Source organism: Burkholderia sp. PAMC 26561, assembly GCF_001557535.2.
GTDB lineage: Bacteria > Pseudomonadota > Gammaproteobacteria > Burkholderiales > Burkholderiaceae > Caballeronia.
In genome coordinates, this window is sequence record NZ_CP014306.1 from 3354706 (window position 1) to 3379953 (window position 25248).

Genomic DNA, 25248 nt, shown 5'->3' on the forward strand with positions numbered 1-25248 from the left:
TTAACTTGCGGTCAACTTGCGTTCTTCTGGCGCGTTTGCGAGGCCAAGACACGCACCGTATCGCCTGCTTTCACGCGCAACGCCGCGGCTTCGTCTTCGGTCAGCAAGAACGATCCATCTTCCGGAATGCCGAAGGTCGCACCGCATCGGAAGTCATCGAGCGATGTATTCGAAACAAGGCTTCGGGCCTCGCCGTTCTCATGACGCTCGCCAACGCGCACCGTCACCAGCACGCTTTCGCGCACCGTGCGCAAGTCCGCCGTGTGGCATTCGAGGACGGGACCGGCATCGAAGATATCGACGTGATTTTCATAGCGCAGCCCTTCCGTTTCGAGCATCTTGCGCGCGGGCATGGTGTCGCGATGTGTGAGGCCGACCGCCGCTTGCGCGTCGTCCGGCAGCATCGCGAGATAGACCGGATAGCGCGGCATCAGCTCGGCCAGGAACGACTTCTTGCCGTGCGAACTCAGATAGTCCGCTGCGTTGAAATCGATCTGATAGAAATGCGAGCCGACTGCCTGCCAGAATGGCGAGACGCCGTTTTCATCGAAATGACCGCGCAGTTCAGCGCACAGACGCTCCGGAAAACGCTCGCGAAATTGCGCGATAAACATGAAGCGCGAACGCGACAGCAAACCACCTACGCCTGCGGTTCTGTATCGCGGGCTCAGGAACAGCGAACAGACTTCGGCATACCCGGTCAGGTCGTGCGAGATGTTGAGCAGCGACATCTTGGTCCACACGCCAAGATCGCGGCTTGCATGAACGACCGTCGACACCCGGTAGTTATAGAACGGCTGCTCCAGTCCCACTTCCGTTTCGATGCCGCACACGCCGGCAATATCGCCGGTCGCCGTGTCTTCCATTGCAAACAGATAGCCGGCTTCGTACGGCGCTGCTTCATTGGCGAGCGTGCGTCTTGCACGTTCAACGCGTGCCGTCAGCGCATCGCGATCCGGCTTGAAGGTGGTGAGTCCGGGTCCGGTTTCGTGCGCGAGCGCCACCAGCGCGTCGACATCTCCAGGCTGCACGCAGCGGACAACGATCATTGCAACTCTCCCGAAGCTTGATGAAGCGGCACGCAGCGCACCGTGCCGGATGCTTTCACGCTGAGCGCTTCGCGAATCTCTGCCGACAACGGCGCACCGCCCGCACGCGACGACGGCAGGTTGACCAGCGTGCAGCGAAATGCGTGCGCGCCGCCGGCCGCGACCAGATAGGGCGTGCCTGAAACGCCAGCGTCGTCCGAAGAATCGCTCACCGTGCGTACTTCATTTGCGAGCACCGACGCGCTGCGCTCGACCGCGACGGTCAGCACCGGACCGGCATCGAAGATATCGACAAAACGATCCGGCTCGAAACCTTCTTCAAGATGGATGTCATACGCGAGCAATGCGCCGTCGTCCGGCTCGCCCAGCACGCGTTGCGCTTCGGGCGGCAACAGCGGAACATAAAGCGGATAACTGGGCATCACTTCCGCTATGAAGGTCCGGCTCCGGCCGCCGGATTCAAGCTCGACCTGCTCGAAGTCGCGGCCGAAGAATTTGCGCCCTACCGCCTCCCAGAACGGCGATACACCCGCGTCATCAGTCACGCCGAGCATCAGTGAGAAGACGTCCTCGGAGAAACGCTTGCGGTTCGCGGCAACGTAAATCATGCGTGCTCGCGAAAGCAGATGCGCAGCGGCATCGTGCGTGCTCTCGCGTATCGACGGATCTATATAGAAGCCCGTCAGGCGGCTCTTGCCCGTGAGCTCATGCGACATGGTGAGCGCGTGGATCTTGCGGTTCACCTTGAGTTCACGCGACGCATGGATCAGCGCGTCATTGCGAAACGCGTAGAACGGTTCGGAATATCCCGCCGATGCCACGATGCTCGACGTGCCGAGCAACGCACCCGTCGCCGTATCCTCGAGCACGAACAGATAAAACTCTTCACCGGGAAACTCGACATCGGCGCGAAACGAATCTTCGGAGAGCGCGACACGTGTCTCGAGAACGCGCCGGTCGCGCGGCAGCGAATGCAGCACGGGATGCGCGGCATGCGCCATGCGTTCGAGCGCGTCGAGGTCGGCGAGTGTTGCAGGGCGGACGATCAGCATCGGCGATTCCGTTGGGTTGAAAGAGGCCGAAGACAGGCGCACGTTCACTGCGCCACGTCGGCGATAGCTTGTTCGATACGCGCGAACCCTTCGTCGAGATCGGCGACCGGCATGATCAGCGACGGCGCGAAACGCAGCACGTTCGGTCCGGCGATCAGCATGATCACGCCGCGTTTCGCGGCTGCGGTCAGCACGTCCTTTGCGCGATCCTTGTAGGCATCGGCAAGTTCGGCGCCGATCAGCAGACCCTTGCCACGGATTTCCTTGAACACTGAAAAACGTTCATCGATACGCTTCAAATGCGCCTTGATGGCATCGCTGCGTTGCTGCACGCCTTCGAGCAAGGATGGATTGCTGATCAGCTCGACCACTTTATCCGCGATGGCCGCGCCCAGCGGATTGCCGCCATACGTGGTGCCATGCACGCCGACCTTGAAATGCGCGGCGATCTTGGTCGTAGTGAGCATTGCGCCGATTGGAAAGCCATTGCCGAGCGCCTTCGCGGTCGTCAGGATGTCCGGCGTCACGCCATAGCCCATGTACGCGTAGAACGTGCCGGTGCGGCCCACGCCCGTTTGTACCTCATCAAAAATCAGCAGTGCGCCGTGTTGATCGCAGGCGTCGCGAAGACCCTGGAGGAACGCGGGGTCGGCAGGCAACACGCCGCCTTCGCCCTGGACCGGTTCGACGATCACCGCGCAGGTTTGCGGACCGATCGCGGCACGCGCCGCCGCAAGATCGTTATAGGGCAGATGGGTGATGCCTTGCGGCGTCGGGCCGAAACCTTCGGCGTACTTCGGCTGACCGCCGACGCTGACCGTGAACAGTGTGCGGCCGTGGAACGATTGGGTGAACGAGATGATTTCGACTTTCTGCGGACCACTGTTGTCGATCGCGTAACGGCGCGCGAGTTTGAGCGCGGCTTCGTTCGCTTCGGCGCCGGAGTTCGCGAAGAAGGCGCGATCGGCGAAGGTGAGATCCGTGAGGCGGGTGGCGAGGCGAAGAACAGGTTCGTTGGTATATCCGTTGCCGATATGCCAGAGTTTCTGGCCCTGGTCGTGGAGGACCTTAAGCAATTCCGGGTGCGCGTGACCCAGCGCCGTCACCGCGATACCGCCTGCAAAATCAATGTAGTTGCGGCCTTCCGTGTCCCAAACACGCGAACCGAGTCCGCGGTCCGGCACGAAATTCGCGGGCGAGAACAAAGGCACCATTACTTCATCGAAGGTACCGCGTGTCACATTCAGATCGGTCATGAATCGCTCCTTGGGCGGGATTTGCTGATCAGACCGATCGTAGCCCGCGGCGCAGTTCGCGTCTTGCGTGAACGCGACACGGTTCCACGGACATTTCAGCGCGCCATCAATTGGCGTTACGCTCGATCCAGTTGCGCCGCTCCTCGCGGGGCGTGACGCCGAATCTTTCGCGATACGCATTGGAGAAATGCGCCGCCGATGCAAACCCGCAAGCCAGGCTGATCTGCACGACCGACTGGCTGCTTCGTTGCAACTGGGTCCGCGCCTTGATCAGGCGGAGGTTGAGGTAATACTTCGCCGGCATTGCACCGAGATACTGTTTGAACAGGCGCTCCAACTGCCGCCGCGAGATGCCGACGAGCGCGGCGATTTCATCGCTGGCGAGTGGCTCTTCAATGTTGGCTTCCATCAGTTGCAATGCATCGTTCAAACGCGGATGGCGCTCGCCCGGAGCGGTCACGTATGGAATGCGCTGGCGTTCGTCGCCGGAACGCAACGCGGTTACGCCAAGCGCGTCGGCGATGCGCTCCACGAGTTCGCGGTTATGGTGACGCGCGATCATCGCAAGCATGAAATCGGCCGTGGCCTGGCCGCCGCAACATGTGGCGCGGTCGCGATCGGTTTCGAAAATCTGCTGCGAAACTATGCAGCTTTCGAACTGTTCCGTGAACTGTTGCGCCATGTCCCAGTTCACGGCGACACGGTAACCATCGAGCAGTCCCGCCGATGCCAGCCACCACGCGCCATGATGAATGCCGCTGACAAGCGGGGTGCTGGACACGACGCGAGTGAGCGACTGAAGAAACGCGCGTTGTCCGCCAAGCGGGTGCAACCCTTCGCTCAGCACGATCAGCCAGTCGCATTCAATGTCAGCGCCGAATGCGGCCTGCGCCTTCAATGTTGCGCCGCCGCCAAGCATGACATCGCGGCCATCGGGAGAAACGGTTTGCCACGCATACAGCGCATTGCCATCAATTTCATTTGCGAGCCGCAATGTATCGATGACCGGTCCCACACCGCTCATCGAACATGGAGCGATCAGCGCGATGACCACCCGCAACGGCTGCGGCCCGACTACTGCCGGCACGTTACTTGAGGCTGCCGGACAGGAATTGGCGCAGCCGTTCGCTGTTCGGCCGGCTCAGGACTTCGGCGGGCGCGCCCTCTTCTTCCGTGCGTCCCTGGTGCAGAAACATCACATGATTCGACACGTTGCGCGCGAAGCCCATTTCGTGCGTGACGACGATCATCGTGCGGCCTTCTTCCGCCAGCTTCTGCATCACCTTCAGCACTTCGCCGACGAGTTCCGGATCGAGCGCGGACGTGGGTTCGTCGAAGAGCATCACGTCCGGATGCATGGCGAGCGCGCGCGCAATCGCGACGCGCTGCTGCTGGCCGCCCGACAAATGCGACGGATATTGCTTCTCGACCTTCGGCGCGAGCCCGACTTTCTCGAGACACTCGCGCGCGCGTTCGCTGGCCTCTTTCTTCGATAAACCCAGCACGTGCATGGGCGCTTCCATGACGTTTTCAATCGACGTCATGTGCGCCCACAAATTGAAATGCTGGAACACCATCGCGAGTTTCGTGCGCACGCGCTGAAGCTGCTTGTGGTCGGCGACTTCGAGGTTGCCGCGGCTATCTGTTTTGGTTCGCACCGGTTCGCCGTCGACGATGATGTCGCCCGCGTTCGGCCGCTCGAGGAAATTGATGCATCGCAGGAAGGTACTTTTGCCCGAGCCGCTCGACCCGATGATGCTGATCACGTCGCCGGCGTTGGCGGCGAGGGAGACACCCTTGAGCACTTCGTTATCGCCGAAACGCTTGTGGATGTCGCGGGCGACGAGTTTGACCGCGGCGTTTTTCGCGGCGGCCGATGCTGCGGTTTGTGCGGATGTGTCCAACGCATTCTCCCCGGAGGATGAGTCTGAAGGGTCCGATCGATTCGATCATGGCTGCGGATTCTACCGAAACCGGCCGGCGCACTGGCATTGGGGCAAACGCCCTCGCCTGTCGCGCGGCCGGAATGCATCAACGATTCGTCAGTCTTTTTCAGGCTCGGCGGGAAGTACCGCGCGCACTTGCTGGGCCACGCGGCCGTTGGCGAGCGCAATGTCGGGGCTGCTTTGAAGCATCGGCAAGTACTGGACGTCGAAGGCGGCGTTGCGGTTCTTTGCGCCGAACATCCGTGTCACGGCGTGCGCCATGTCGATGCGTGCGTCGGGCGTGGCGTCGGTGTCGTCGATCACGTCATCGAGCGCTGCGATCAGTGTCGACAAAGGCCCGAGCCATTTGAAAGCGCTGCCGTTGATCACGATCTGCAGGAACTCGGCCGGTGTGACTGCGCCGAATTCGGCTTCGTGCCGGGCGCGCAGTTCGTCGAGGAGACTGCGGTGCAGGGCCAGTAGCGGATGGCGTACATCTTTAAGGAAAGCGGTCGCTACGGAGTCGGTCAATCTGGCGGTCATGGGCGGGGTTCCGAAATTGGAGTTCGATGCCCAAAGCCTACACCGTCACCAGTGTCCGTCCCGCATAACGAATAAAATCCGGCGCGCAAAGCGGTTCGGAAAAAAGCCAGCCCTGCCCGAACTGCGCGCCGCGCGCATGCAGATAACACGCCTGTTCTTCGCGCTCGATCCCCTCGGCCACGACCTGCACGCCAAGCGTTTGCGCCATGTCCACGATATGCGACGCCACGCTGCTGGACGCTGCGTCCTGGCCGACGGTATCGACGAAAGACTTGTCGATCTTAAGCGCGTCGACCTGGAAATTCTGCAAGTGCGACAGGCTGGAATACCCCGTGCCGAAATCATCGATATACACCGGATGTCCGGCATCGCGAAACGCCTGGATGACTTCCTTGGCGGCTTCGGCGTCGAGGAAACAGCGCTCGGTCGCTTCGATCCGGACCTGTCGCGGCGAAATCCCCGCGTGAGCCAGCGCGGGCGTCAGACGATCGAGAAAGCGCCGCGTGACGAGATCGGGCGCGCTCAGGTTGATCGACACATACATCTCGCTGTAACGCTGCAGGAATTCGCCGAGTTCGAACAGGATGGTGTCGAACACCTGGTCGGTGATCGCCTGGATCAGCCCGCGATTCTCGGCGAGCGGAATGAAGTGGTCGGGACGCACGATGCGGTTGTTCTGCTTCCATCGCACGAGCGCTTCGGCGCCGATGCATTGCCGTGTATCGAGATCGACTATCGGCTGATACGCCACAATGAACTGATGCCGGCGCACGGCGTCGCTGAGCTGCCCGAGCGGCGAGAGACGCCGGACCATCAGGAGGCCGAGCCATGCGGAAACAGCCAGGCCGCCCGCCAGTCCCGCGAAGAGCCAGTTCCAGGGACGAGTGCGCAGACGCGTGGTGCCGGCGAAATTGAAAGTGTTCATCGTGCGCGATTCTTCATGTCCGTCATGTCTCTCACGTGCCTCATGTACCTTTCGGTTCTTTTATGTCAGACGGAGTTGGCGCCCAGGGCGTCTTGCCGAGGCGATGGGATGAAACATTTGCGCTGAATGTGCAAGCTTGCGGCGTGTTCATGCCGTGCGGCAATTCACGTGCGCGTCACGCGGGCCTTCGCGCGCGACCGGATACCTTGCGATGAACTTGCAAACGACCCAGTGTAGCGGTCACGCATGCTTTGCTTCAATGCTTCTTCTATGACGAAATGCGCTCTTTGGTGGGCTGGCGCACGCCGGCTTCCATACTTTTGCCGCGCCGGTGTGCAGGTGTCTGGTAAATGGCGGATAAGGCAGGGAGTCGTGAGAAAATCGGGCATGTGTTTCATCGCTTACCGCTCCCTCACGCTCAACTCAAGGAGGCAATCAATGGCACTGGACGACGCCCGCGCTTTCACCATCCGCGACGCAACCGCCGATGACTTCGACGCGATCACGCGCATCTATGCGCATTACGTGTTGCACGCGCTCGCCACCTTCGAGGAAACGCCGCCCGACGCGAACGACATGCGCACGCGGCACGCATCCATCACGAATGCGGGCTTGCCTTACCTGGTTGCGCAACTGCAGGGCGAAGTGGTCGGTTATACCTACGCGACGGCGTATCGGCCGCGCTCGGCTTACCGGCATACCATCGAAGATTCGGTGTATATCGCCGATGGTTACGGTGGCCAGGGACTCGGTCTCGCGCTAGTGACTGCGCTGATCGAACGATGCGAGGCCGGCCCGTGGCGGCAGATGGTGGCCGTGATCGGCAACAGCGGTAACGCGGGTTCAATCGCGCTGCACACGCGGCTCGGCTTTGAACATGTCGGCGTGTTGCGCAAGGCCGGCTACAAGCATGGCCAATGGGTCGATACCGTCCTCATGCAACGTTCGCTCGGCGAGGACAAGCCCCTGCTCCCTTCTCGATAAACACGAAATCGGCCGCTTTACCCGCAATCAAATTTTTCTCAGCCCGAGCTTTATTTGCCCACTTACACGCTTGCTGCCGCCGTCACCGCCGAGATCGACATTCGCAAGAGCCGTTTCATCGCGCTGGCGCTGCCGGTTGCCGACCGCGCCGCCGCGATGCTCGAACTCGACGCACTGCGTGCGCAGCACCCCGCCGCCACGCACGTTTGCTGGGCGTTGCTGGCGGGCGGCGAATCGGGCATGTCCGACGACGGCGAACCGTCCGGCACGGCCGGCCGCCCGATCCTCGAAGTCCTGCGCCATCACGAGGTGGACGGCGTGCTGGCGGCGGTCGTGCGTTATTACGGCGGCATCAAGCTCGGCGCGGGCGGACTCGTGCGCGCGTACACGGACGCCATCGCGACCGCCATGCAGCTCGCCGAGCGCATAGAACGCGTGGCGCTCGGGCTGCTCGAAGTAGAAGTCGATTACGCCGATGAAGCCCGCGTTCGCCGATGGGTCGAACAGGAAGGCCATGAACTCGCCGAACCCGGCTACGGCATGACGGTCAGCCTGTCGATCCAGATGCCGCTCGCTGTTCGCGACGCCGCCGCCGACTCCATCCGCGACCTGACGCACGGGCGCGCGGTCATCGCAAAGACGCCATGACGGCGCGAGCCTTCACGATCACCTTGCTGCCATCGAACCGCGCTTTTGCGTCGACTGGCGAGACAAGCATCCTGGAAGCGGCGGCCCTCGCCGGATTGCGATTGTCGAGTTCCTGTCGAAATGGAACGTGCCGGGCGTGCCTGTGCCGGCTGAGAGACGGCGATGTACGCTACCGGATCGAATGGCCCGGTCTCAGCGCCGAAGAAAAAGCCGATGGCTGGATCCTCCCCTGCGTCGCAATACCGCTTGCGGATGTAAAAATCGAAGCCGATTGCGAGGAAATTCTCCCTCCCGCCGACACAAAACCCGGCCGCGGACGCGGTTTCTGAGATAGCGAACCGGCTCTCGCCAACACCCAGGGTCCCACAGGATTGTTGTCTTTTATCAATGACCTACGAAGTCATTTGCCAGCGCCGCGGTGCGTCGGATTGTTGAGCCGCCTGCAATGGAAGTCTCAAAAAGTGTACAATTGCATTTCGTTTAATTTTCTGGCAGGGCCAGATCAACTGAGAACTCAATGACTAAAGTATTGTTGAAAGAGAACGAGCCTTTCGACGTCGCCATGCGCCGCTTTCGTCGCACCGTCGAACGTACCGGGCTGATTCAGGAACTGAAGTCGCGCATGGCTTATGAAAAGCCGACTACCGAGCGCAAGCGCAAGAAAGCTGCTGCTGTTGCTCGCCTGCGCAAGCAAATCCGCCGTGCACAGTTGCCGAAGAAATTCTATTGACGTAGTTGTATGGCTCACGGGCCATGCGTGCTACGCGTTGCACTGACGGCATGTTCCTGATGAGATGAACCCGGGTATCGACCCGATGATCAGGTAAGCCGCCCTCCAAAGTCGCGCAATGGCAGGTTGTGGTTATCCCCTGCACTGACGGCCGCGCAAATCCCGAATTGAAGCGCCTGCACAATGTGATCATTGCGCGGGCTTTTGGCGTTGGTTCAGTGGATGCGTGACTTGCGGAAAAAGACTGATCTGCCCAAGATCGGCCGTAAACGCACAAAGCCCGGATAGACCGGGCTTTGTGCGTTTGAATCTTTGGTTGCGGGGGTAGGATTTGAACCTACGACCTTCGGGTTATGAGCCCGACGAGCTGCCAGACTGCTCCACCCCGCGAAAAAGATTATAGCGGGATGGGCATGTGCGGTCAAACGTAATCGAAGATTATTGCAGCTCAATGAAGCAGCGCCGAATCTGCCGTTTGAATCTAGCGCGTCGGCGCAGACGCTGATACCGGCTTCTTTGCCGGATAAGCATCGACGCCGTTACGCGCGGCATCGACACACCGTCGATGCTCTCGCGACAAACGGTTCAAAAGCGGCAGCAACACCACCGCAACCGCCGCCCCGCCCGCTGCGACCCAGCCAAGACCCATGAACAGCGACGTATAAAGCGGCAGTGATTGCAGCGGACCGAGATCGCCCGATGGCATGCGCGCCAGGTTGGCGACCACGCTGCCAAGATACTGCGACACGCCGGTCGCAATGTAATACGCGCCCATCATGAACCCGCTCATACGCATGGGAACGTAGTGCGCGATCATCGCGAGGCCGAGACCGGAGACCAGCAATTCGCCGAGCGAATAGAGCCCGTAGCCTGCGACCATGAACCAGGATGAAACGCGGCCATCGACTGCGTACTGGCCGCTGAATGCGAACACAAAAAAGCCCAGTGCCACGACGACGAAACCCAGCGCGTACTTCGCTGCGATCGGCAGGTCGAGGCCCTTGTTCGCGAGGCGCGTGTAGCCGATTGCGAGAAACGGACTCAGCAGCATGATCCAGATTGGATTGAGCGCCTGGAACTGCGCCGCGCTCCACGAGAACAGCGTCATGTTGAAGAGCGTGAACGACGGGTCCACGTTGCGCAGCGCGAACAAGGTGAGCGAAGTCGACATCTGCTGGTAGAAGATGAAGAACAGGATCACCTGCAATGTCAGGATCAATGCGGCAAGCAAGCCCGCGCGTTCGCTGCGATCGCACTTCATCAGCATCCAGCCGAAGATGACGAGAACGGCGGCGCCCGCCGCGTACACGCAGATGGCCGCGACCTGTTCGTTCTGAAGCACGAACACGGTCGCCACGCCGAGCGCCACGGCGACCGCGGCGACCGCGGCGAAGAAGCGCCATTGCATGGGTTTATCGTCGGGCGCCGAGCCGATGTGCCCCACCGTATTGCGCATCACCGCGAAGTTGATCAGGCCCAGCACCATGCCCGCGAAACACACGGCAAACGCGACGTGCCAGCCCCAATGATCCTTGATCCACGGCGTGGCGAGCATCGAAATGGTCGAACCGATGTTCACCGCCATGTAGTATATGGTGAATGCGCTGTCGAGGCGCGCGTCGTCACCCTCGTAGATGCGCCGCACGAGGTTCGCCGCGTTCGCCTTGAACAAGCCGTTGCCGACCACGATCACGCCGAGCGCCGCATACATATAGCCAAGCGATTCGAATGGAATCGCGAGCATCAGATATCCCGATGCCAGCACGCACGCGCCGAAGATCATGGTGCGGCGCGCACCGAGCACCTTGTCGCCGATCCAGCCGCCGATGGCCGGCGCGGAGAATACGAGCGCCGTGAAGGCGCCCCATGTGAGGTTCGCGTGTTCATCGGTGAAACCGATCTTGTCGATCATGAACAAGACGAGCAACGCGGCCATGCCGTAATAGCCGAAACGTTCCCACATCTCGATCAGGAAAACAGTCGTAAATGAGCGCGTCTGCGACGTGCCGGACGAGTGTGAAATCATGGTAAATCTCGATCAAGTTCAACAGCACTCGTGAACTAAAACTAAAGGAATGTTTGAGCCTGACTCATTCATGCAGGAGTCCGACTTATCGCGAGCGGCGATTATCCCAGCACGATCGGTAAATGTGTCGCAAAGCCTTGCACATACAGCGTTCAACATTTTGAGATGACGGCAGCAATGCAAATCGATTGGCCATCGTCAAGACGTGGTGCGATCGGGAGGCGGCGTTGCGCCGTTTCGCGGATTGCCGTGTGCGCGCTGTGAACGCTCGAAACTCGTGATAACTTTCCTGCTTTGCCTCACTCACTGGATTGCATTCACATGAACACCATCAAGGCGATTCTCACGGGTCATACGCGCGGTCTTGGCGCTGCGTTGGCCGACACGCTGATCGCGCGCGGCATTGCGGTGCTGGGCGTATCGCGTACCCGGAGCGCGGTGCACGCATCGGGTTTGTTGCAGGAAGTGGAACTCGATCTCGCCGATATCAACGCACTGCAAACGTGGATTGAAACGGGCGCGCTGAAGCGTTTCGTGGACGGCGCGCACACCGTGGTGCTGATCAACAACGCGGGCATGTTGCAGCCGGTGGGTCCTGTCGAAGGACAGGATGTCGGTGCGATCGGACGGTCCGTGAGTTTGAACGTGGCTGCGCCATTGATGTTGTCGGCGGCTGTGGCGGCGTCGGCGCCAAGCGTTTCCGACCGGCGGATCGTGCATATTTCGAGCGGCGCCGCGCGCAATGCGTATCCCGGCTGGAGCATCTATTGCGCGACGAAAGCAGCGCTGGATCACCACGCACGCGCGGTCGCGCTGGACCACAACCGTGCGTTGCGCATTGGCAGCGTGGCGCCTGGGGTTATCGATACGGACATGCAAGCCGAGATTCGCGGCACGGGCCTGGATGCGTTTCCGCTGCGTGAAAAATTCGATGACCTCAAGCGCAGCGGCCAGCTTTCCACGCCCGCCGACGCCGCGCGAAAAGTGCTCGACTATGCGTTGAGCGACGCGTTCGGCGAAACGCCCGTGACGGATGTGCGCGAATTGGCGTGATCGCCACGAATGGCCTCTTGCGACAATGCATCGGCCGCGGTGTTGCGGTGGCGCGGGATCCACTGAAGACGAACATCGGCGAGTTGCGCGATCAGCTCACGCGCTTGCGTTGCGTAGGAACTGAGCGCGGGCGCGCTGCAGGTTGCATCGCGCAGCACGTCCTCTATGACAACCTGACTGTCACCGTGAATGACGAGTTTTTCCGGTGCCGGTTGCTGCGATAACGCCGCTTCGAGCACCGCGATCAGCGCGAGATATTCAGCCTTGCAGCTATCGCCGTGACCGGCAATCGCGCTGATCGTGACGACCTCGCCATCGGGACTTTCGAGCATTCCGCCGATACCGATCTTCCCCGGGTTCGGATGCGCCGATCCGTCGAACCACGCGTGCCACGCGGTGGCATCGCGGGTTGAAGGCTGCCGGTTTCGTGCGAGGCGTACCACGCGGGCAGCCGAGCGTTCTTCACGCCGAAGCTGCGCGGCATGAAGCGCCGCTGCCCTTTCCAGACGCCGCGCCTTCACCAGATCTGCGAGCGTTGCTGCGCCCGCCGACTTTTCGAGCGTCTGCGCCAACGCGGCGTGGGCGGAAAGCGCCGTAAGCTTCGCCAGGCGCCGGCTCATCGCGCGTTCGCGTTTATAGGCAATCTGGAACAGCTCGTCGAACTCGAACATATCGGGAAATAAGGTGGCCGAATGCCGAGCTTAACAATTTTTCGACGAACCTATCTTGGGGGCGCCGCGATCACCAGCGCAGCACGACGATTCTCGGCGCCCGTGACGTTGGTTTGCCCGCTGAGATTCTCCCCCGGCGTCGCTGTCACGACCCGCGCTTCAACGCTCACTTGCGGGTACGCGGAAAGCGTATCGGCGGGATTGATTGCAAACGTGTCATCGAGTATGACCGTGGCCGGCAATTCGCTCGCGGATAAATGACGCTCGGCCAGCAACGTGTTCCCCGCACCCTGCGTGTGTGCGCTCAGAATCACGGTTGCATCGGGCGGGGCATGCACGCCGTCGGCGAGTTGCAGCGTCACGGTGACGGCGCTCATGCTCAACGCTTCATCGATATTCTTCTGCGCCTGGACCGCAGTCGGCGACGCAGCATCGAGTGTGGAAATCAGGCGCCGCCAATAAGCGATCGCGATCGCAAAACGCCGCGCCTCGAACGCCGCCGACGCCGCCAGAGCCAGCGCTTTCGGATTCGACGGTTCGATGGCCAGCGCCGCTGCAATCTCATCGGACGCGCGGCCGTCGAGCCGGCCTTCGTCGGCGCTTGCGAGCGTGTCAGCGAAATCGGCGCGTAGTTGCGCATCGCCCGGGGCGAGCGCGACTGCGTGCGTATAAGCCGCCGCTGCATCCGATGGCCGCTCGAGCGCCATGTAGGAGCGCGCCAACGTCGCCCATTTGGCGGCATCGCGGGGATCGGGGACGCGGCTTTTCAAACCGAACGCCAGGCGCGAGACCATCATTTCCACCGACGCGGAACTCATGTCGTGCGATGCGCCGAACGAGTCTTCAAGATCGAGCGCGGCCGGCTGGCCAAGCTTCAGGTACAACGCGCACGCGGCCGCCGGGAACAGCGCGATCAGGAGCGCACTGGTGGCCGCGCGCGTGGCCGTCCCTTGCCGCTGCGGGCGCATCACCGACAGCGCTGAGGGCGTGCGGGTATCGGCGAGAACGCGCTGTTCTATTTCGCTGCGCAACGCGGCGTGCTGATCGGCCGATATCAGTCCTGCCAGCCGGTCGTGAGTGGCATCGGCGAGTTCGCGGCGATGCAGAGATACGTTCAGCGCGCGGTTTCTATATGCATCCGCGGCGGGTTCGCGCTGCATCAGCGGCACGACCGCGCACAGGATCGCCGCGATCAGCATGGCGGCCGCGACGATCCAGAAAGTGATCACAACCGGCCTCCCAGAAGACGTCGTGCGCGTCTGCGCTCGAGGTCGGTGAGTGCGGGCAGTTGCGTTCTCCGGCGACCTGACACCACAAAAACAAGTGCTGCGAACCCAAGCACGAGCAAAACGAAAGGCCCGAGCCAGAGTGCCCAGGTCAGCGTTTTGAACGGCGGATCGTAAAGCACGAAGTCGCCGTAACGCGTCACCATGTAATCGCTGATTTGTGTGTCGGTGGCGCCCTGCTCGACTTGCTCGCGGATAATCGCGCGAAGATCCGCAGCGAGATCGGCGGTCGAATCCGCGATGGTTTCATTCTGGCAGACGAGGCATCGAAAATTCGATTCCAGCCGGTAAGCACGCGCTTTTACTTCCGGGTTCGCGCTCGCGTTCGGCACGACTTCTGCGGCATGGGCCCAGCTTTGTGTGAGGCATCCGAACACCAACAATAGGGTCGCGAGCTTATTCATCGCAGTCCTCGCTTTGCAGCATTCGAACGAGCGGGAGGATTTGCGTATCGAGCGCGGCCTGCGTGAGCGGCCCCGAGCGCTTGAAACGGATCACGCCCTGCCGGTCGATCACGAAAGTTTCGGGCACGCCGTACACGCCATAGTCGATACCCGTCTGCCCCGAGCGATCCACCACGGTTGCAATATACGGATTGCCCGCCTGCCGCAGCCATTGTCGCGCAGCTTCAGGCTCGTCCTTGTAGTCGAGGCCATAAATGGGCACGACGTTCTTGCCCGCGAGCGAGATCAGCAGCGCGTGTTCATCGCGACAGGATTCGCACCACGACGCCCATACGTTCATGATCCACACGTCGCCGCGCAAGGTATCGGGCGAGAGGTTCCTGCCGGGATTGTCCAGACGCGGAAGATCGAACGAAGGCGCGCTCTTGCCGATCAACGCCGACGGCAACCGTCGCGGATCGTTCGATAACGATGCCGCCAGCACCGCGCTCAAACCCGCGAAAAAGATAAGCGGCAGCAAAAACCGTTTCACTTGGCGCGTCTCCCCGGCATGCGCTGCTGCAAGATCGCGGACTGTGCATGAAGGCGGCTGCGTGCGGTCTCCGCGGAAGTGGAGGACGCTTCGCGCCGCGCCCGCACCGCCAGCCGATACCGCCGGTCACTCGCCGCGAGCAAGCCGCCGAGCGCCATCAGGAGGCAGCCCGCCCAGATCCAGTCCACGAACGGTTTGACCTGTACGCGTAACGTCCACGCAGTCGGGCTGTCGGCGGCGGCATCGCCAAGTGCGACATAGAGATCGCGCAAGGGCGCACGGTCGACGGCGGCTTCGGTCATGGTCGTCTTCTGGATCACGAAGAAGCGTTTCTCCGGATGCATGACAGCGACGACCGCTCCATCCCGGCTCACCACGACCGTGGCCCGCAACGCACGATAGTTCGGACCATTGACCGCCTTGGTGCCATCGAAGCGAAACGTATAACCGCCGGCGCTGATCGACTGGCCAACATCGAGTCGGCCATCGCCGGCGCTTTCATAAGCCTTGACGAGCGTCACGCCCGCAATAAAAACGCCCACGCCCAGATGCGCGGCGAGCATGCCGTAAAAGCCGCGCGGCATGCGGATGAACCGCATGAAAAACGCTCCGCGCTGTTCAGCGATGCCCACGACAAGCGCGGTCAGCGTCGCTGTTGCGCACCACACGGCAAGCCCGATTCCCAATGCGACCAGCGGTCTCCACCCGCCGGTGAGCAACGGCACCGCCACCGCTGACGCCACGCTCACCAGTGCCGCCCAGCAAAGCCGGACGGCGATATGCGGCAGGCGTGCGGATTTCCATCGAGCGATGGGGCCGATGCCCATCAGGAAAACGGCGGGCGTCATGAGGGGCACGAAAACGGCGTCGAAATACGGCGCACCGACGGATATCTTGCCGAGCCCGAGCACGTCGAGCGCAAGCGGATACAACGTGCCTAGCAGCACGGAAGCGGCCGCCACAATCAGCACGACGTTGTTCGACAACAGCAAGGACTCCCGCGATACCAGCGCGAAGCCCGCGCCCAAACCGATCTTCGGCGCGCGCCACGCGAACAGCAGCAACGCGCCGCCGGTCACTATCGAGAGGAACACGAGAATGAAAAGTCCGCGCGTGGGATCGGTCGCAAATGCGTGGACCGATGTAATCACGCCCGAACGCACGAGGAACGTGCCGAGCAAACTCAGCGAAAACGCGCAGATGGCGAGCAGCACGGTCCACGCGCGAAAGCTGCCGCGTTTGTCGGTGACGGCGAGCGAGTGCATCAGCGCCGTGCCTGCGAGCCACGGCATGAACGACGCGTTCTCCACGGGGTCCCAGAACCACCAGCCGCCCCAGCCGAGTTCGTAATACGCCCAGGCGCTGCCGAGCATGATGCCGAGCGTGAGGAAGGTCCACGCGGCAGTGGTCCACGGGCGAGACCAGCGCGCCCAGGTGGCATCGAGTTCGCCTGACAGCAAGGCCGATACGGCGAACGAAAACGCTACCGCGAAACCTACGTAGCCCATGTACAGGATCGGCGGATGCGAGACCATGCCGGGGTCTTGCAGCAAGGGGTTGAGGTCGCGGCCGTCCATGGCGGGGGGCAGCAGACGGATGAACGGATTTGATGTCCACAGCATGAACGCCACGAACCCTGCGTTGATCCAGCTCATGACGCCGAGCACGCGCGCAACCATCGGCACGGGAAGCTGTCTGCTGAAGATGGAGACAGCGGTCATCCAGAACGTCAACAGCAACGTCCAGAGCAGCAACGAGCCTTCATGTCCGCCCCAGACGGCGGCGAAACGATACGCGAGCGGCAGCATGGAGTTGGAATTCGACGCGACATACGCGACCGAAAAATCATCGTTGACAAACGATACCGCCAGGCACGCGAACGCCATCGCGACGAATGCACTCTGTCCCCGTGCCAGCGGCCACGCGCTGCGCATCCAGCCGGGAATGCCGCGCGCCGCGCCGATCAGCGGCAGCACGCCGCACGTCACCGCGAGCAGCAGTGCGACGATCAGCGCGAACTGGCCGAGTTCGGGGATCATCGAAGGGCTCCTGTCTTGTCCGATATCTTCATGGCAGGGCGGGCGCGCCTGACGGCCTCGACGGCTTCGGGCGGCATGTAGTTTTCATCGTGCTTGGCGAGGATCTGGTCCGCCACGAACACACCCTCCGGCGACAAACGCCCTTGCGCGACCACGCCTTTGCCCTCACGAAACAGGTCAGGCAGCACGCCGCGATACTCGACGGGAATCTCGCGGGCGGTATCGGTGATCATGAAACGCACGTTCAGACCGCTCGCATCGCGCTCGACCGACCCGTGCTCGACAAGACCGCCCACGCGCAGCCGCGCCGTGTGCGCCATGCTGTCAGCCACGAGCTGGCTCGGCGTGACGAAGAACATCACGTTGGAATTGAACGCATTCAGCACCAGCGCCGCCGCGCCGCCGAGCGTCACCAGCCCGGCGGCGACGCCGCACGCCCGCCGCGTGCGCCCCTTCACGGTCTCTCCGTGAGCGTGCTCGTGCGGGTGCGTGGCCGGACAATACGATCGCGCCGTCGATGCTTCCGGCCCGCATTGATGGTGATTGCAATTTCAACGGCCAGCACGAGAAAGGTGATATCGAACGCGACCCATAGATACCAGAGGTCCCCGTTGGAACTGTTCAGTACGTTCATGGCCTTCTCCCCTTTTCCCGTTCATTCAGAACTCACGTTCGTCGATGATCCGCCGTACCCGCACGAGCACGATCGCGATTGCATAGCACCAGAGGGCAAGCGTCATGACGAGAATGCCCGCGAGCATGGACGCGTCCATGGACACGCCGCTGCCAAAGGAAAGCGACGCGCCCTGATGCAGCGTGTACCACCACTGCACCGAAAAATAGATCACCGGGATATTCACCACGCCCGCCAGTGCGAGCACGGCGCAGGCGCGATCGGCGCGGCGGGTATCGTCGATGGCGCCATGCAGCGACATGAAGCCCAGGTAAAGAAACAGCAGGATCAGTTCGGACGTGAGCCTCGCGTCCCATACCCACCACGCACCCCACGTCGGGCGGCCCCAGAGCGCGCCCGTGACCAGTGCGAGCGCGGTGAAAAGCGCACCGGTCGGCGCGATGGCGCGGGCCATCATCGCGGAAAGACGTGCGTTGAGAACGAGGCCGAGCCCGGCGTAGGCGGCCATCACCACGTAGAGCAGCATCGACATCCATGCGGCAGGAACATGCACGAACATGATGCGATATACATCGCCTTGCACGGCGTCGGTGGGCGCAACAAACAACGCGATCTGAATGCCGGGCATGACGAACAGGATGGACGCGATTGCGAAGCCGGGAATCATCCTTCCCGCCAGCCGATGAAACGGTCTCGGCGACGCGTAGCGCAACCAGCCAGCTTGAGCGAGTGTGGAGATCATGTCAGGTTCATTCGGCGGAGATCCGCAAGGCTGCGGCGGTCGCGACAGGACACAACGCAAGGGCGGCGAGCAGGCCCGCGCCGAGCAGGGAAAAGTTCGCGGCCGACCATCCATCGGTACGCGATGAATCGGCGGCGTTCGCGCCAAAGATCAGCACCGGCGTTTCCAGCGGCAACACCAGGACGGCGAGCAGCATGCCGCCGCCGCGCACGCCGAGCGTAAGCGCCGCACCCACCGAACCGATGAGACTCAGCACCGGCGTACCGATCAACAACGCCAGCGTGAGCCGGCAGACCGCATTGAAGGAAAGACCGTATTGAAGCGCCATGACGGGCGCCAGCAACACGAGCGCGAAGCCGCTCGTGAGCCAGTGCGCGCCGATCTTCGCCATGACCATCGCGAGCAATGATTGCGGCGAAAGCAGCATCTGGTCGAGAGCGCCATCGGCGAAATCAGGGCCGAACAAACGCGCGAGCGAGAGCATCGCGGCAAATAATGCCGTGACCCATAACACGCCCGGCGCGATTGTCTGGAGCAGCGCGGGATCGGCGCCGACAGCCAACGGAAAGAGGCTCGCTGCGATCACGAAGAACAGCAGGCAGCCAAGCGCCGAAGTCCGCCTGCGCCAGGTCAGCGCAAGCTCGCGTTGGACAATGCGCACGGTCAGTCTGAGCATCGGCCGCTCGGTTCGAAGTACAGATTGCGCGTGGCCGAGGGTGACGTGGTGATCAGCTTGTGCGTGGTCATCAGTACGATCCCGCCGCGCTCCAGATGGCCCTTGATCACGTCCTCGAGCACGCCGGACGACTCTTCGTCGAGCGCGGCGGCGGGTTCGTCGAGCAGCCACAGCGGCTTGTGTTCAAGCAGCAGGCGCGAGATCGCAAGCCGGCGCTTTTGCCCCTGCGACAGTCCCCGCACAATGGCATCCCGATACCGGTCGAGTCCCACGCTCTTGAGCGCCGCCTCTTCGACCTCGACACGCTCTTCCGCGACATCGCCCAGCACCGAACTGAAGGCAAGGTTTTCGGCTGCGGTGAGTTCGTCGCTGACGCCGTTCAGATGCCCGAGATACGCGAGCGACTGGCGCCACGATTCGGGATGCGCATGCGCATCCCTGCCACGCCAGCGGATGGTGCCCGCGCTCGGCCGCAACAGACCGGCGAGCACGCGCAGCAAGGTGGTCTTGCCGCTGCCGTTGGGACCGTGGATCTGCAGCACCTGGCCGGCGTCCACATCGAAAGCCACGTTGCTGAACAGCATTTCCCCGGCGCGGTCGAAGCCGAGTTTATCGACGGACAACACCGCATTGTTGCGACTGTCCGACCCGAAATCCTGCTTGATAAACAGATCTTGATTCATCGATAGTGCCCTCACTTTGGACGCGCTTCGCGCAACTGTTGATCCCGCATTGCCTGCGTCATGTCCGGTAGTTCATGCGCAATGCCCTTGTGACAATCGATACACGTCTTCTCGCCCGTAGCCAGGAAGCGCTGATGCGCGTTCTGTGCCCGCGGACTCTGGCGCGTGAAGTCCATCGACTCGAAGGAATGACAGTTACGGCATTCCAGCGAATCATTGGCCTTGAACCGGCGCCATTCGTGCTCGGCGAGTTCCAGCCGCTTGTCCTGGAACTTTTCGCGCGTGTTGACCGAGCCGAACACTTTTGCCCAGACTTCCTTCGACGCCTGCATCTTTCTGGCAATCTTGTCCGTCCAGTTGTGCGGTACATGGCAGTCCGAACAGATCGCCCGCACGCCGCTGCGGTTGCTGTAATGGATCGTGCCTTTCAGCTCGGCGAATGTGTTGTCATGCATTTCGTGGCAACCCGTGCAAAACGCCTCGGTGCTCGTCATTTCGAGCGCCGTATTGAACGCACCCCAGAACACCACACCGGCAATGAACCCGCCGAGCGTGAGAAAGCCCAGGCTGTAGTACGTACTGGGCCGGTTGATCGTTTGCCAATATCGCCTGATCAGGCCGAACATCGCGTGCTCCTACTTCTTGCCGGCCGGCTGCGGCGCGGCAGGCCCGGGCGCGACGCGCACATCTTCCACATCCGTGAACGTGTTGCCGACAAGCGGCTTCGCGTCGGCTTGCGTGACATGACACTGCGTGCAGAAGTAGCGCCTCGGCGAGAGACTTCCGAGCGTGGCATTGTCTCGGTTGACGTAATGCGATATGCCGATGGGCACCGCTCCGCTCTCGGCCGCGCGGCTACGCGCATGGCACGCAAGGCAGCGGTTGGCGTCCTTGTCGAGTTGATAGCCGTCGATCTTGTGCGGGATCGTCGGCGGCTGCTGTGCATAGGCGCGGCCACGGATGACATCCTTATTTTCTGTTGGGGCAATCAACGGCGGTTTCGCCTCTTCATCGACAGGCGTCGTGCCGCGCATGGCGTCGTGAAACGGTTCGGCGGGAATCACCGGTTGCGCCGGCGCCGCCTGCGAAAACACAAAAAGACTCACGGCAATGAATACGTCAATCACGGTCAGCGATCGCATGACTGCCTCCTCAGACCTTGACGATCTTGACTGCGCACTTCTTGTAGTCAGTCTGAAGCGATATCGGATCAGTTGCGTCCAGCGTAAGTTTGTTGACCAGTTGGCTTGCATCGAACCAGGGGATGAACACGAGTCCGCGAGGCGGCTTGTCGCGCCCGCGCGTCTCGATACGCGTACGGACAAAACCGCGTCGCGACATCACCTTCACTTCCACGCCGCGGCGCAGGCCGAGCGCTTTTGCATCGTCCGGATGCATGAAACACACGGCGTTCGGAAACGCCCGATACAGCTCCGGCACGCGCCGCGTCATGGACCCCGAATGCCAGTGTTCGAGCACACGCCCCGTTGCCAGCCAGAACGGGAACTCCTTGTCCGGCGCCTCGGGCGGTGGTTCATAGGGCAATGCATAAATCACCGCGCGGCCGTCTTTGTTGCCATAGAACTGATAGCCGGTTCCCGCCTTGACGTACGGGTCCGATCCTTCCTTGTAGCGCCAGCGGGTTTCGTGGCCGTTCACCACGGGCCAGCGAATTCCACGCGCTTCATGATATGCATCGAAGGGTGCGAGGTCGTGGCCATGCCCCCGGCCGAAACTCGCGTATTCCTCGAAGAGGCCCTTCTGCAGATAGAAGCCGAACGCCTTTGCTTCACTGTTTTCGTAATGCGCGCTCGTTTCCTTCAGCGAATATTTGTCGACTTGTCCGTTTCGGAAAAGCACGTCGTAAAGCGTTTTGCCTTTCAGTTCGGGCTTCGTTGCAATCAGCTCGGCCGGCCAGACTTCCTCGACCTTGAAGTGCTTCGAGAACTCAACCAGTTGCCACAGGTCCGAACGGGCGCCGGTGGGTGCATCGACGAGTTGATGCCAGAACTGCGTGCGGCGCTCGGCGTTGCCATAGGCGCCTTCCTTCTCGACCCACATCGCCGCAGGTAGGATAAGGTCGGCCGAAACCGCTGTTGCGGTCGGATAAACATCGGATACCACGATGAAGTTGTCCGGATTCCGATATCCCGGAAGCGTCTCTTCGTTCAGGTTTGCGCCCGCCTGGACATTGTTGTTGCACATGACCCAGTACGCGTTCAGCTTGCCGTCCTTCAACATGCGGTTCTGCAGCACCGCGTGGTAACCGGGCTTGGGCTGGATCGTGCCGGCCGGCAGCTTCCAGATTTGCTCCGCGTGCTCCCGGTGCTCCGGATTCGTGACCACCATGTCCGCCGGCAGCCGATGCGAAAACGTCCCGACCTCGCGCGCCGTTCCGCACGCCGACGGCTGCCCCGTCAACGAGAACGGACTGTTGCCGGGCGTCGAGATCTTGCCTGTCAAGAGATGCAGGTTGTAGATCATGTTGTTCGCCCAAGTGCCGCGCGTATGCTGGTTGAAGCCCATGGTCCAGAACGACATCACCTTGATGTTCGGGTCGGCATAAAGCTCGGCGAGCTGGTCGAGTTTCACCTTCGTTACCCCCGACAGCTTCGTCATGTAATCCGCGTCGTACTTGGATACAAAACGCGCGAAGGTATCGAAGTCGATCGGCTTCGAGCCGTTCGGATCGCCCGCATTTTTAGCGGCCTTCTGCAGCGGATGTTCGGGACGCAGCCCATAGCCAATGTCCGCGTTGCCTTCCTTGAACGTGACGTGTTTCGCGACGAAATCCTTGTGCACGCGATTCGTCTTGATGATCACGTTCGCGATGTAATTCAGGATCGCGAGATCGGATTGCGGCGTGAAGATCACGCGGTAATCGGCCAGGTCGAAACTGCGATGCTCGAACGTGGAGAGCACCGCGACCTTCGTCTTCGGCGCACTCATCCTGCGGTCTGTCACGCGCGTCCAGAGGATCGGATGCATCTCCGACATATTCGATCCCCACAGCACGAAGGCATCGGCTTGTTCGATATCGTCGTAACAGCCCATTGGCTCGTCCATGCCGAACGTGCGCATGAAACCCGTCACGGCCGACGCCATGCAATGCCGCGCGTTCGGATCCAGGTTGTTCGTACGGAACCCCGCCTTCATGAGTTTCAACGCTGCATAGCCTTCGAAAACCGTCCATTGTCCCGAGCCGAACATGCCGACGGCTGTCGGACCTTTCTCCTTCAACACACGTTTGAACTGCTCGGCCATCGTGGCGAATGCGCGGTCCCACGAAACCGGCGCGAATTCGCCGTCCTTCGCGTATTTGCCGTCCTTCATCCGCAACAGGGGCGTGGTCAGCCGGTCCTCGCCGTACATGATCTTCGAGAGGAAATAGCCCTTCACGCAATTCAGCCCGCGATTCACTTCCGCCTGCGGATCACCCTGCGTCGCGACCACCTTGCCGCCTTTCACACCCACGCTCACGCCGCAGCCCGTTCCGCAGAAACGGCACGGCGCTTTCGACCATTTCACTTCGGTGTCGGCAACGGCGCCCGCCATCCGGTCCACACCCGAGGCGAACGCGGGGAGCGCCATCCCCGCAGCGGATGCCGCCGTGGCCGCAGCCGTCTGTTTAATAAAGCTTCGACGCGTCAGGCTCATTCCGGATCTCCTCATCGAGCGCGGCCACGTGTTCGTGATGCTGATATACGAGCGATGCCGAATACACGCCCTGCATTGCATGAATGGCGTCTATCTGGTCAGCGAGAACACCCGACCGGTCCGCTTCAAGCGTCACTACCATTTTTCCTTCCGGACTGATTGCGTGAATCTCGGAACCGGGAAACATTGAAATAGCCTGCTTGATTTTTTCGAGATCCAACTTACTTGCATGAACGACGATTCCCGCAATATGCGATTCGGGAATTAAAGCCATTTCAAGGAACGCGTTTTTCAGGCGTGCAGACATAACCCGACTCCTGTCGTTGTGTAACGTTAAACGGTTTAATTTACAAATAAGTCAATGAGGCGGACCACCGATCGCCATTTGATAAAACCAGACCACAAAACCATACGCAGCAACGAACATGATCGTCAGAACCGGAACCATCACGACGGTCAGGAACAGGAAGCTGCGCAGCTCTTCCGTCTTTTGAAGGGACGTTTCGGTTTTGGTCATGATTATGCCGACGTTAAAAACACGCGCAATTGAAGCCGTGTTATTGAGATGCCGTTGTGAGATTGATTGTTGGCGCAGGAGAGAAAAGCGTCAAGCGGTTTATTATTTTGGTAACCGCGGCGTCAAGCCGATCATTTCAGCGTTTTTATTTTAATAACAATGCGAGGAACAAGATTGTTTATTATCTCGCGATCGCTTATTAATCAGGGCATCGAATACGAAAAGAGGCGGCATAGGAGCCGCCTCGGGGAACCTGAAAACATCAACCCCGCTTCGGAATGTTCAAGCCTCTGTCGACTGCAGGCCGCGCCACGAACGCAGCCAGCACACGTTTCACGTTCGGGAAGTTATCGATGCCCACCAGATCTCCCGCCTCATAAAAACCGATCAGGTTGCGAATCCACGGAAAACTCGCAATGTCCGCGATCGTGTATTCGTCGCCCATGATCCATTTCCGGCCGGCGAGCCGCTGTTCGACCACACCCAGGAGACGCTTCGATTCCGCCACGTACCGGTCGCGCGGACGCTTGTCCTCGTAATCCTTGCCCGCAAACTTGTTGAAGAAACCAAGCTGGCCGAACATCGGGCCGATTCCGCCCATCTGGAACATCACCCACTGGATCGTCTCGTAACGGCCGGCCGCGTCCTGCGGGATGAACTGGCCGGTTTTATCGGCGAGATAAAGCAGGATCGCGCCCGATTCGAACAGCCCGAGCGGTTTGCCGTCCGGTCCGTCCGGATCGATGATCGCCGGGATCTTGTTGTTCGGATTCAGCGATAAAAACGCCGGCGACGTCTGGTCATTCGTCTCGAAGCTCACCAGATGCGGCTCGTACGGCAGGCCGGTCTCCTCCAGCATGATAGAGACCTTGACGCCGTTGGGCGTCGGCAGCGAATAAAGCTGCAGCCGCTCGGGATGCTGCGCCGGCCATTTTGCCGTGATGGGGAACGCGGACAACTCGGTCATGGAATCCTCTGAACGATAAACATTGAACAGCGGCAATGATGCGCCGCCTGCATGGATTGATCGGTCAATTACAGCGTACAGGACGACAAATATAGTCATTCCGGCTTTGCTTGTCTTCGCGCGCCGGAGGTCGGCGAACTCGTAGAGGCGATCCTCCACGCCCTTTACAACGTCACCAACCGGTCGATTGGGCCAAGAAGCGTTAACATGATGGCAATTACAATGCTGCATCGCGACGAATACAAACAG

The 25248-nt window shown here is 61.1% G+C and carries 29 protein-coding genes and 1 tRNA gene; 5 read left to right on the top strand and 25 right to left on the bottom strand.

Annotation, left to right across the window (positions count from 1 at the left end):
• Positions 1-11: 11 nt before the first annotated feature.
• The 7 genes from astA to AXG89_RS15410 form a co-directional block, all read right to left on the bottom strand.
• On the bottom strand, positions 12-1049 hold the full coding sequence (gene astA / locus AXG89_RS15380) for an arginine N-succinyltransferase (RefSeq protein WP_062170107.1): 1038 nt from the start codon (positions 1047-1049) through the stop codon (positions 12-14).
• The gene (gene aruF / locus AXG89_RS15385) at positions 1046-2101 is read right to left on the bottom strand and encodes an arginine/ornithine succinyltransferase subunit alpha (RefSeq protein ID WP_062170108.1); all 1056 of its coding nucleotides are present in this window, start codon (positions 2099-2101) and stop codon (positions 1046-1048) included. Before aruF ends, astA begins: the two co-directional genes overlap by 4 nt.
• 44 nt (positions 2102-2145) lie before the next feature.
• On the bottom strand, positions 2146-3357 hold the full coding sequence (locus tag AXG89_RS15390; protein WP_062170109.1) for an aspartate aminotransferase family protein: 1212 nt from the start codon (positions 3355-3357) through the stop codon (positions 2146-2148).
• A 106-nt stretch (positions 3358-3463) separates the two neighbouring features.
• Entirely contained in the window at positions 3464-4381 is a 918-nt protein-coding gene (locus tag AXG89_RS15395; protein WP_082771475.1) for a GlxA family transcriptional regulator, read from the bottom strand.
• Between the two features lie 64 nt (positions 4382-4445).
• Positions 4446-5261: an ABC transporter ATP-binding protein gene (locus tag AXG89_RS15400; protein ID WP_062170110.1), complete on the bottom strand. Its 816-nt coding sequence runs from the start codon at positions 5259-5261 to the stop codon at positions 4446-4448.
• A 138-nt stretch (positions 5262-5399) separates the two neighbouring features.
• A complete protein-coding gene (locus AXG89_RS15405; protein WP_061999754.1) occupies positions 5400-5825 on the bottom strand; it encodes a hypothetical protein in 426 nt (141 codons plus the stop codon).
• 37 nt (positions 5826-5862) lie between these two features.
• Positions 5863-6750 carry an EAL domain-containing protein gene (locus AXG89_RS15410; RefSeq protein WP_082771435.1) on the bottom strand — a complete coding sequence of 296 codons (888 nt, stop codon included), beginning with the start codon at positions 6748-6750 and terminating at the stop codon, positions 5863-5865.
• Between the two features lie 438 nt (positions 6751-7188).
• Here AXG89_RS15410 and AXG89_RS15415 point away from each other — a divergent pair, with 438 nt between their 5' ends.
• The 4 genes from AXG89_RS15415 (at position 7189) to rpsU (ending at position 9112) form a co-directional block, all read left to right on the top strand.
• Positions 7189-7734: a GNAT family N-acetyltransferase gene (locus AXG89_RS15415; protein WP_062170111.1), complete on the top strand. Its 546-nt coding sequence runs from the start codon at positions 7189-7191 to the stop codon at positions 7732-7734.
• A 54-nt stretch (positions 7735-7788) separates the two neighbouring features.
• Positions 7789-8382, top strand: coding sequence for an IMPACT family protein (locus tag AXG89_RS15420; protein ID WP_061999756.1), 594 nt, complete (start codon positions 7789-7791; stop codon positions 8380-8382).
• The gene (locus AXG89_RS15425; RefSeq protein ID WP_062170112.1) at positions 8379-8711 is read left to right on the top strand and encodes a 2Fe-2S iron-sulfur cluster-binding protein; all 333 of its coding nucleotides are present in this window, start codon (positions 8379-8381) and stop codon (positions 8709-8711) included. Before AXG89_RS15420 ends, AXG89_RS15425 begins: the two co-directional genes overlap by 4 nt.
• A gap of 188 nt (positions 8712-8899) precedes the next feature.
• Positions 8900-9112: a 30S ribosomal protein S21 gene (gene rpsU, locus AXG89_RS15430; RefSeq protein WP_006999077.1), complete on the top strand. Its 213-nt coding sequence runs from the start codon at positions 8900-8902 to the stop codon at positions 9110-9112.
• A 313-nt stretch (positions 9113-9425) separates the two neighbouring features.
• On the opposite strand, the gene AXG89_RS15435 is transcribed toward rpsU, so the two are convergent.
• A tRNA-Met gene (locus AXG89_RS15435) sits at positions 9426-9502 on the bottom strand.
• Between the two features lie 91 nt (positions 9503-9593).
• A complete protein-coding gene (locus AXG89_RS15440; protein ID WP_062170113.1) occupies positions 9594-11138 on the bottom strand; it encodes a peptide MFS transporter in 1545 nt (514 codons plus the stop codon).
• Positions 11139-11459: 321 nt separating this feature from the next.
• On the opposite strand from AXG89_RS15440, the gene AXG89_RS15445 reads away from it, so the two are divergent.
• Positions 11460-12191, top strand: coding sequence for an SDR family oxidoreductase (locus tag AXG89_RS15445; RefSeq protein ID WP_062170114.1), 732 nt, complete (start codon positions 11460-11462; stop codon positions 12189-12191).
• On the opposite strand, the gene AXG89_RS15450 is transcribed toward AXG89_RS15445, so the two are convergent.
• The 16 genes from AXG89_RS15450 to AXG89_RS15525 all read right to left on the bottom strand — a co-directional run bounded on the left by AXG89_RS15450 (position 12131) and on the right by AXG89_RS15525 (position 24999).
• Positions 12131-12862: a ribonuclease HI family protein gene (locus AXG89_RS15450; RefSeq protein ID WP_069638359.1), complete on the bottom strand. Its 732-nt coding sequence runs from the start codon at positions 12860-12862 to the stop codon at positions 12131-12133. The two genes, AXG89_RS15445 and AXG89_RS15450, sit on opposite strands and share 61 nt — an antisense overlap.
• Before the next feature lie 50 nt (positions 12863-12912).
• Positions 12913-14091 (bottom strand): c-type cytochrome biogenesis protein CcmI, encoded by a 1179-nt coding sequence (gene ccmI, locus AXG89_RS15455; RefSeq protein WP_062170115.1) that lies wholly within the window; start codon positions 14089-14091, stop codon positions 12913-12915.
• A complete protein-coding gene (locus tag AXG89_RS15460; RefSeq protein WP_069638360.1) occupies positions 14088-14552 on the bottom strand; it encodes a cytochrome c-type biogenesis protein in 465 nt (154 codons plus the stop codon). The genes ccmI and AXG89_RS15460 overlap by 4 nt, the downstream gene beginning before the upstream one ends.
• Positions 14545-15084: a DsbE family thiol:disulfide interchange protein gene (locus AXG89_RS15465; RefSeq protein WP_062170116.1), complete on the bottom strand. Its 540-nt coding sequence runs from the start codon at positions 15082-15084 to the stop codon at positions 14545-14547. The genes AXG89_RS15460 and AXG89_RS15465 overlap by 8 nt, the downstream gene beginning before the upstream one ends.
• A complete protein-coding gene (locus AXG89_RS15470; RefSeq protein WP_062170117.1) occupies positions 15081-17123 on the bottom strand; it encodes a heme lyase CcmF/NrfE family subunit in 2043 nt (680 codons plus the stop codon). Before AXG89_RS15470 ends, AXG89_RS15465 begins: the two co-directional genes overlap by 4 nt.
• Positions 17120-17581, bottom strand: coding sequence for a cytochrome c maturation protein CcmE (gene ccmE / locus AXG89_RS15475; protein ID WP_062170118.1), 462 nt, complete (start codon positions 17579-17581; stop codon positions 17120-17122). Before ccmE ends, AXG89_RS15470 begins: the two co-directional genes overlap by 4 nt.
• Positions 17578-17757, bottom strand: a complete 180-nt coding sequence (locus tag AXG89_RS15480; protein WP_062170119.1) for a heme exporter protein CcmD — start codon at positions 17755-17757, stop codon at positions 17578-17580. The genes ccmE and AXG89_RS15480 overlap by 4 nt, the downstream gene beginning before the upstream one ends.
• Positions 17758-17782: 25 nt before the next feature.
• Positions 17783-18499: a heme ABC transporter permease CcmC gene (gene ccmC, locus AXG89_RS15485; RefSeq protein ID WP_062170120.1), complete on the bottom strand. Its 717-nt coding sequence runs from the start codon at positions 18497-18499 to the stop codon at positions 17783-17785.
• 7 nt (positions 18500-18506) lie between these two features.
• Positions 18507-19175 (bottom strand): heme exporter protein CcmB, encoded by a 669-nt coding sequence (ccmB, locus tag AXG89_RS15490; RefSeq protein WP_062170121.1) that lies wholly within the window; start codon positions 19173-19175, stop codon positions 18507-18509.
• The gene (ccmA, locus tag AXG89_RS15495) at positions 19163-19858 is read right to left on the bottom strand and encodes a cytochrome c biogenesis heme-transporting ATPase CcmA (protein ID WP_062170122.1); all 696 of its coding nucleotides are present in this window, start codon (positions 19856-19858) and stop codon (positions 19163-19165) included. Before ccmA ends, ccmB begins: the two co-directional genes overlap by 13 nt.
• 11 nt (positions 19859-19869) lie before the next feature.
• Complete coding sequence (locus AXG89_RS15500; protein ID WP_061999768.1) at positions 19870-20484, bottom strand: NapC/NirT family cytochrome c; 615 nt, start codon at positions 20482-20484, stop codon at positions 19870-19872.
• 9 nt (positions 20485-20493) lie between these two features.
• Positions 20494-21000 (bottom strand): nitrate reductase cytochrome c-type subunit, encoded by a 507-nt coding sequence (locus tag AXG89_RS15505; RefSeq protein WP_061999769.1) that lies wholly within the window; start codon positions 20998-21000, stop codon positions 20494-20496.
• Between the two features lie 10 nt (positions 21001-21010).
• On the bottom strand, positions 21011-23515 hold the full coding sequence (napA, locus tag AXG89_RS15510) for a periplasmic nitrate reductase subunit alpha (protein ID WP_062170123.1): 2505 nt from the start codon (positions 23513-23515) through the stop codon (positions 21011-21013).
• The gene (locus tag AXG89_RS15515; protein ID WP_062170124.1) at positions 23487-23822 is read right to left on the bottom strand and encodes a chaperone NapD; all 336 of its coding nucleotides are present in this window, start codon (positions 23820-23822) and stop codon (positions 23487-23489) included. The genes napA and AXG89_RS15515 overlap by 29 nt, the downstream gene beginning before the upstream one ends.
• A 51-nt stretch (positions 23823-23873) precedes the next feature.
• Entirely contained in the window at positions 23874-24032 is a 159-nt protein-coding gene (locus AXG89_RS15520) for a periplasmic nitrate reductase, NapE protein (RefSeq protein ID WP_062170125.1), read from the bottom strand.
• 262 nt (positions 24033-24294) lie between these two features.
• Positions 24295-24999 (bottom strand): glutathione S-transferase N-terminal domain-containing protein, encoded by a 705-nt coding sequence (locus tag AXG89_RS15525; RefSeq protein WP_062170660.1) that lies wholly within the window; start codon positions 24997-24999, stop codon positions 24295-24297.
• Positions 25000-25248 lie beyond the last annotated feature (249 nt).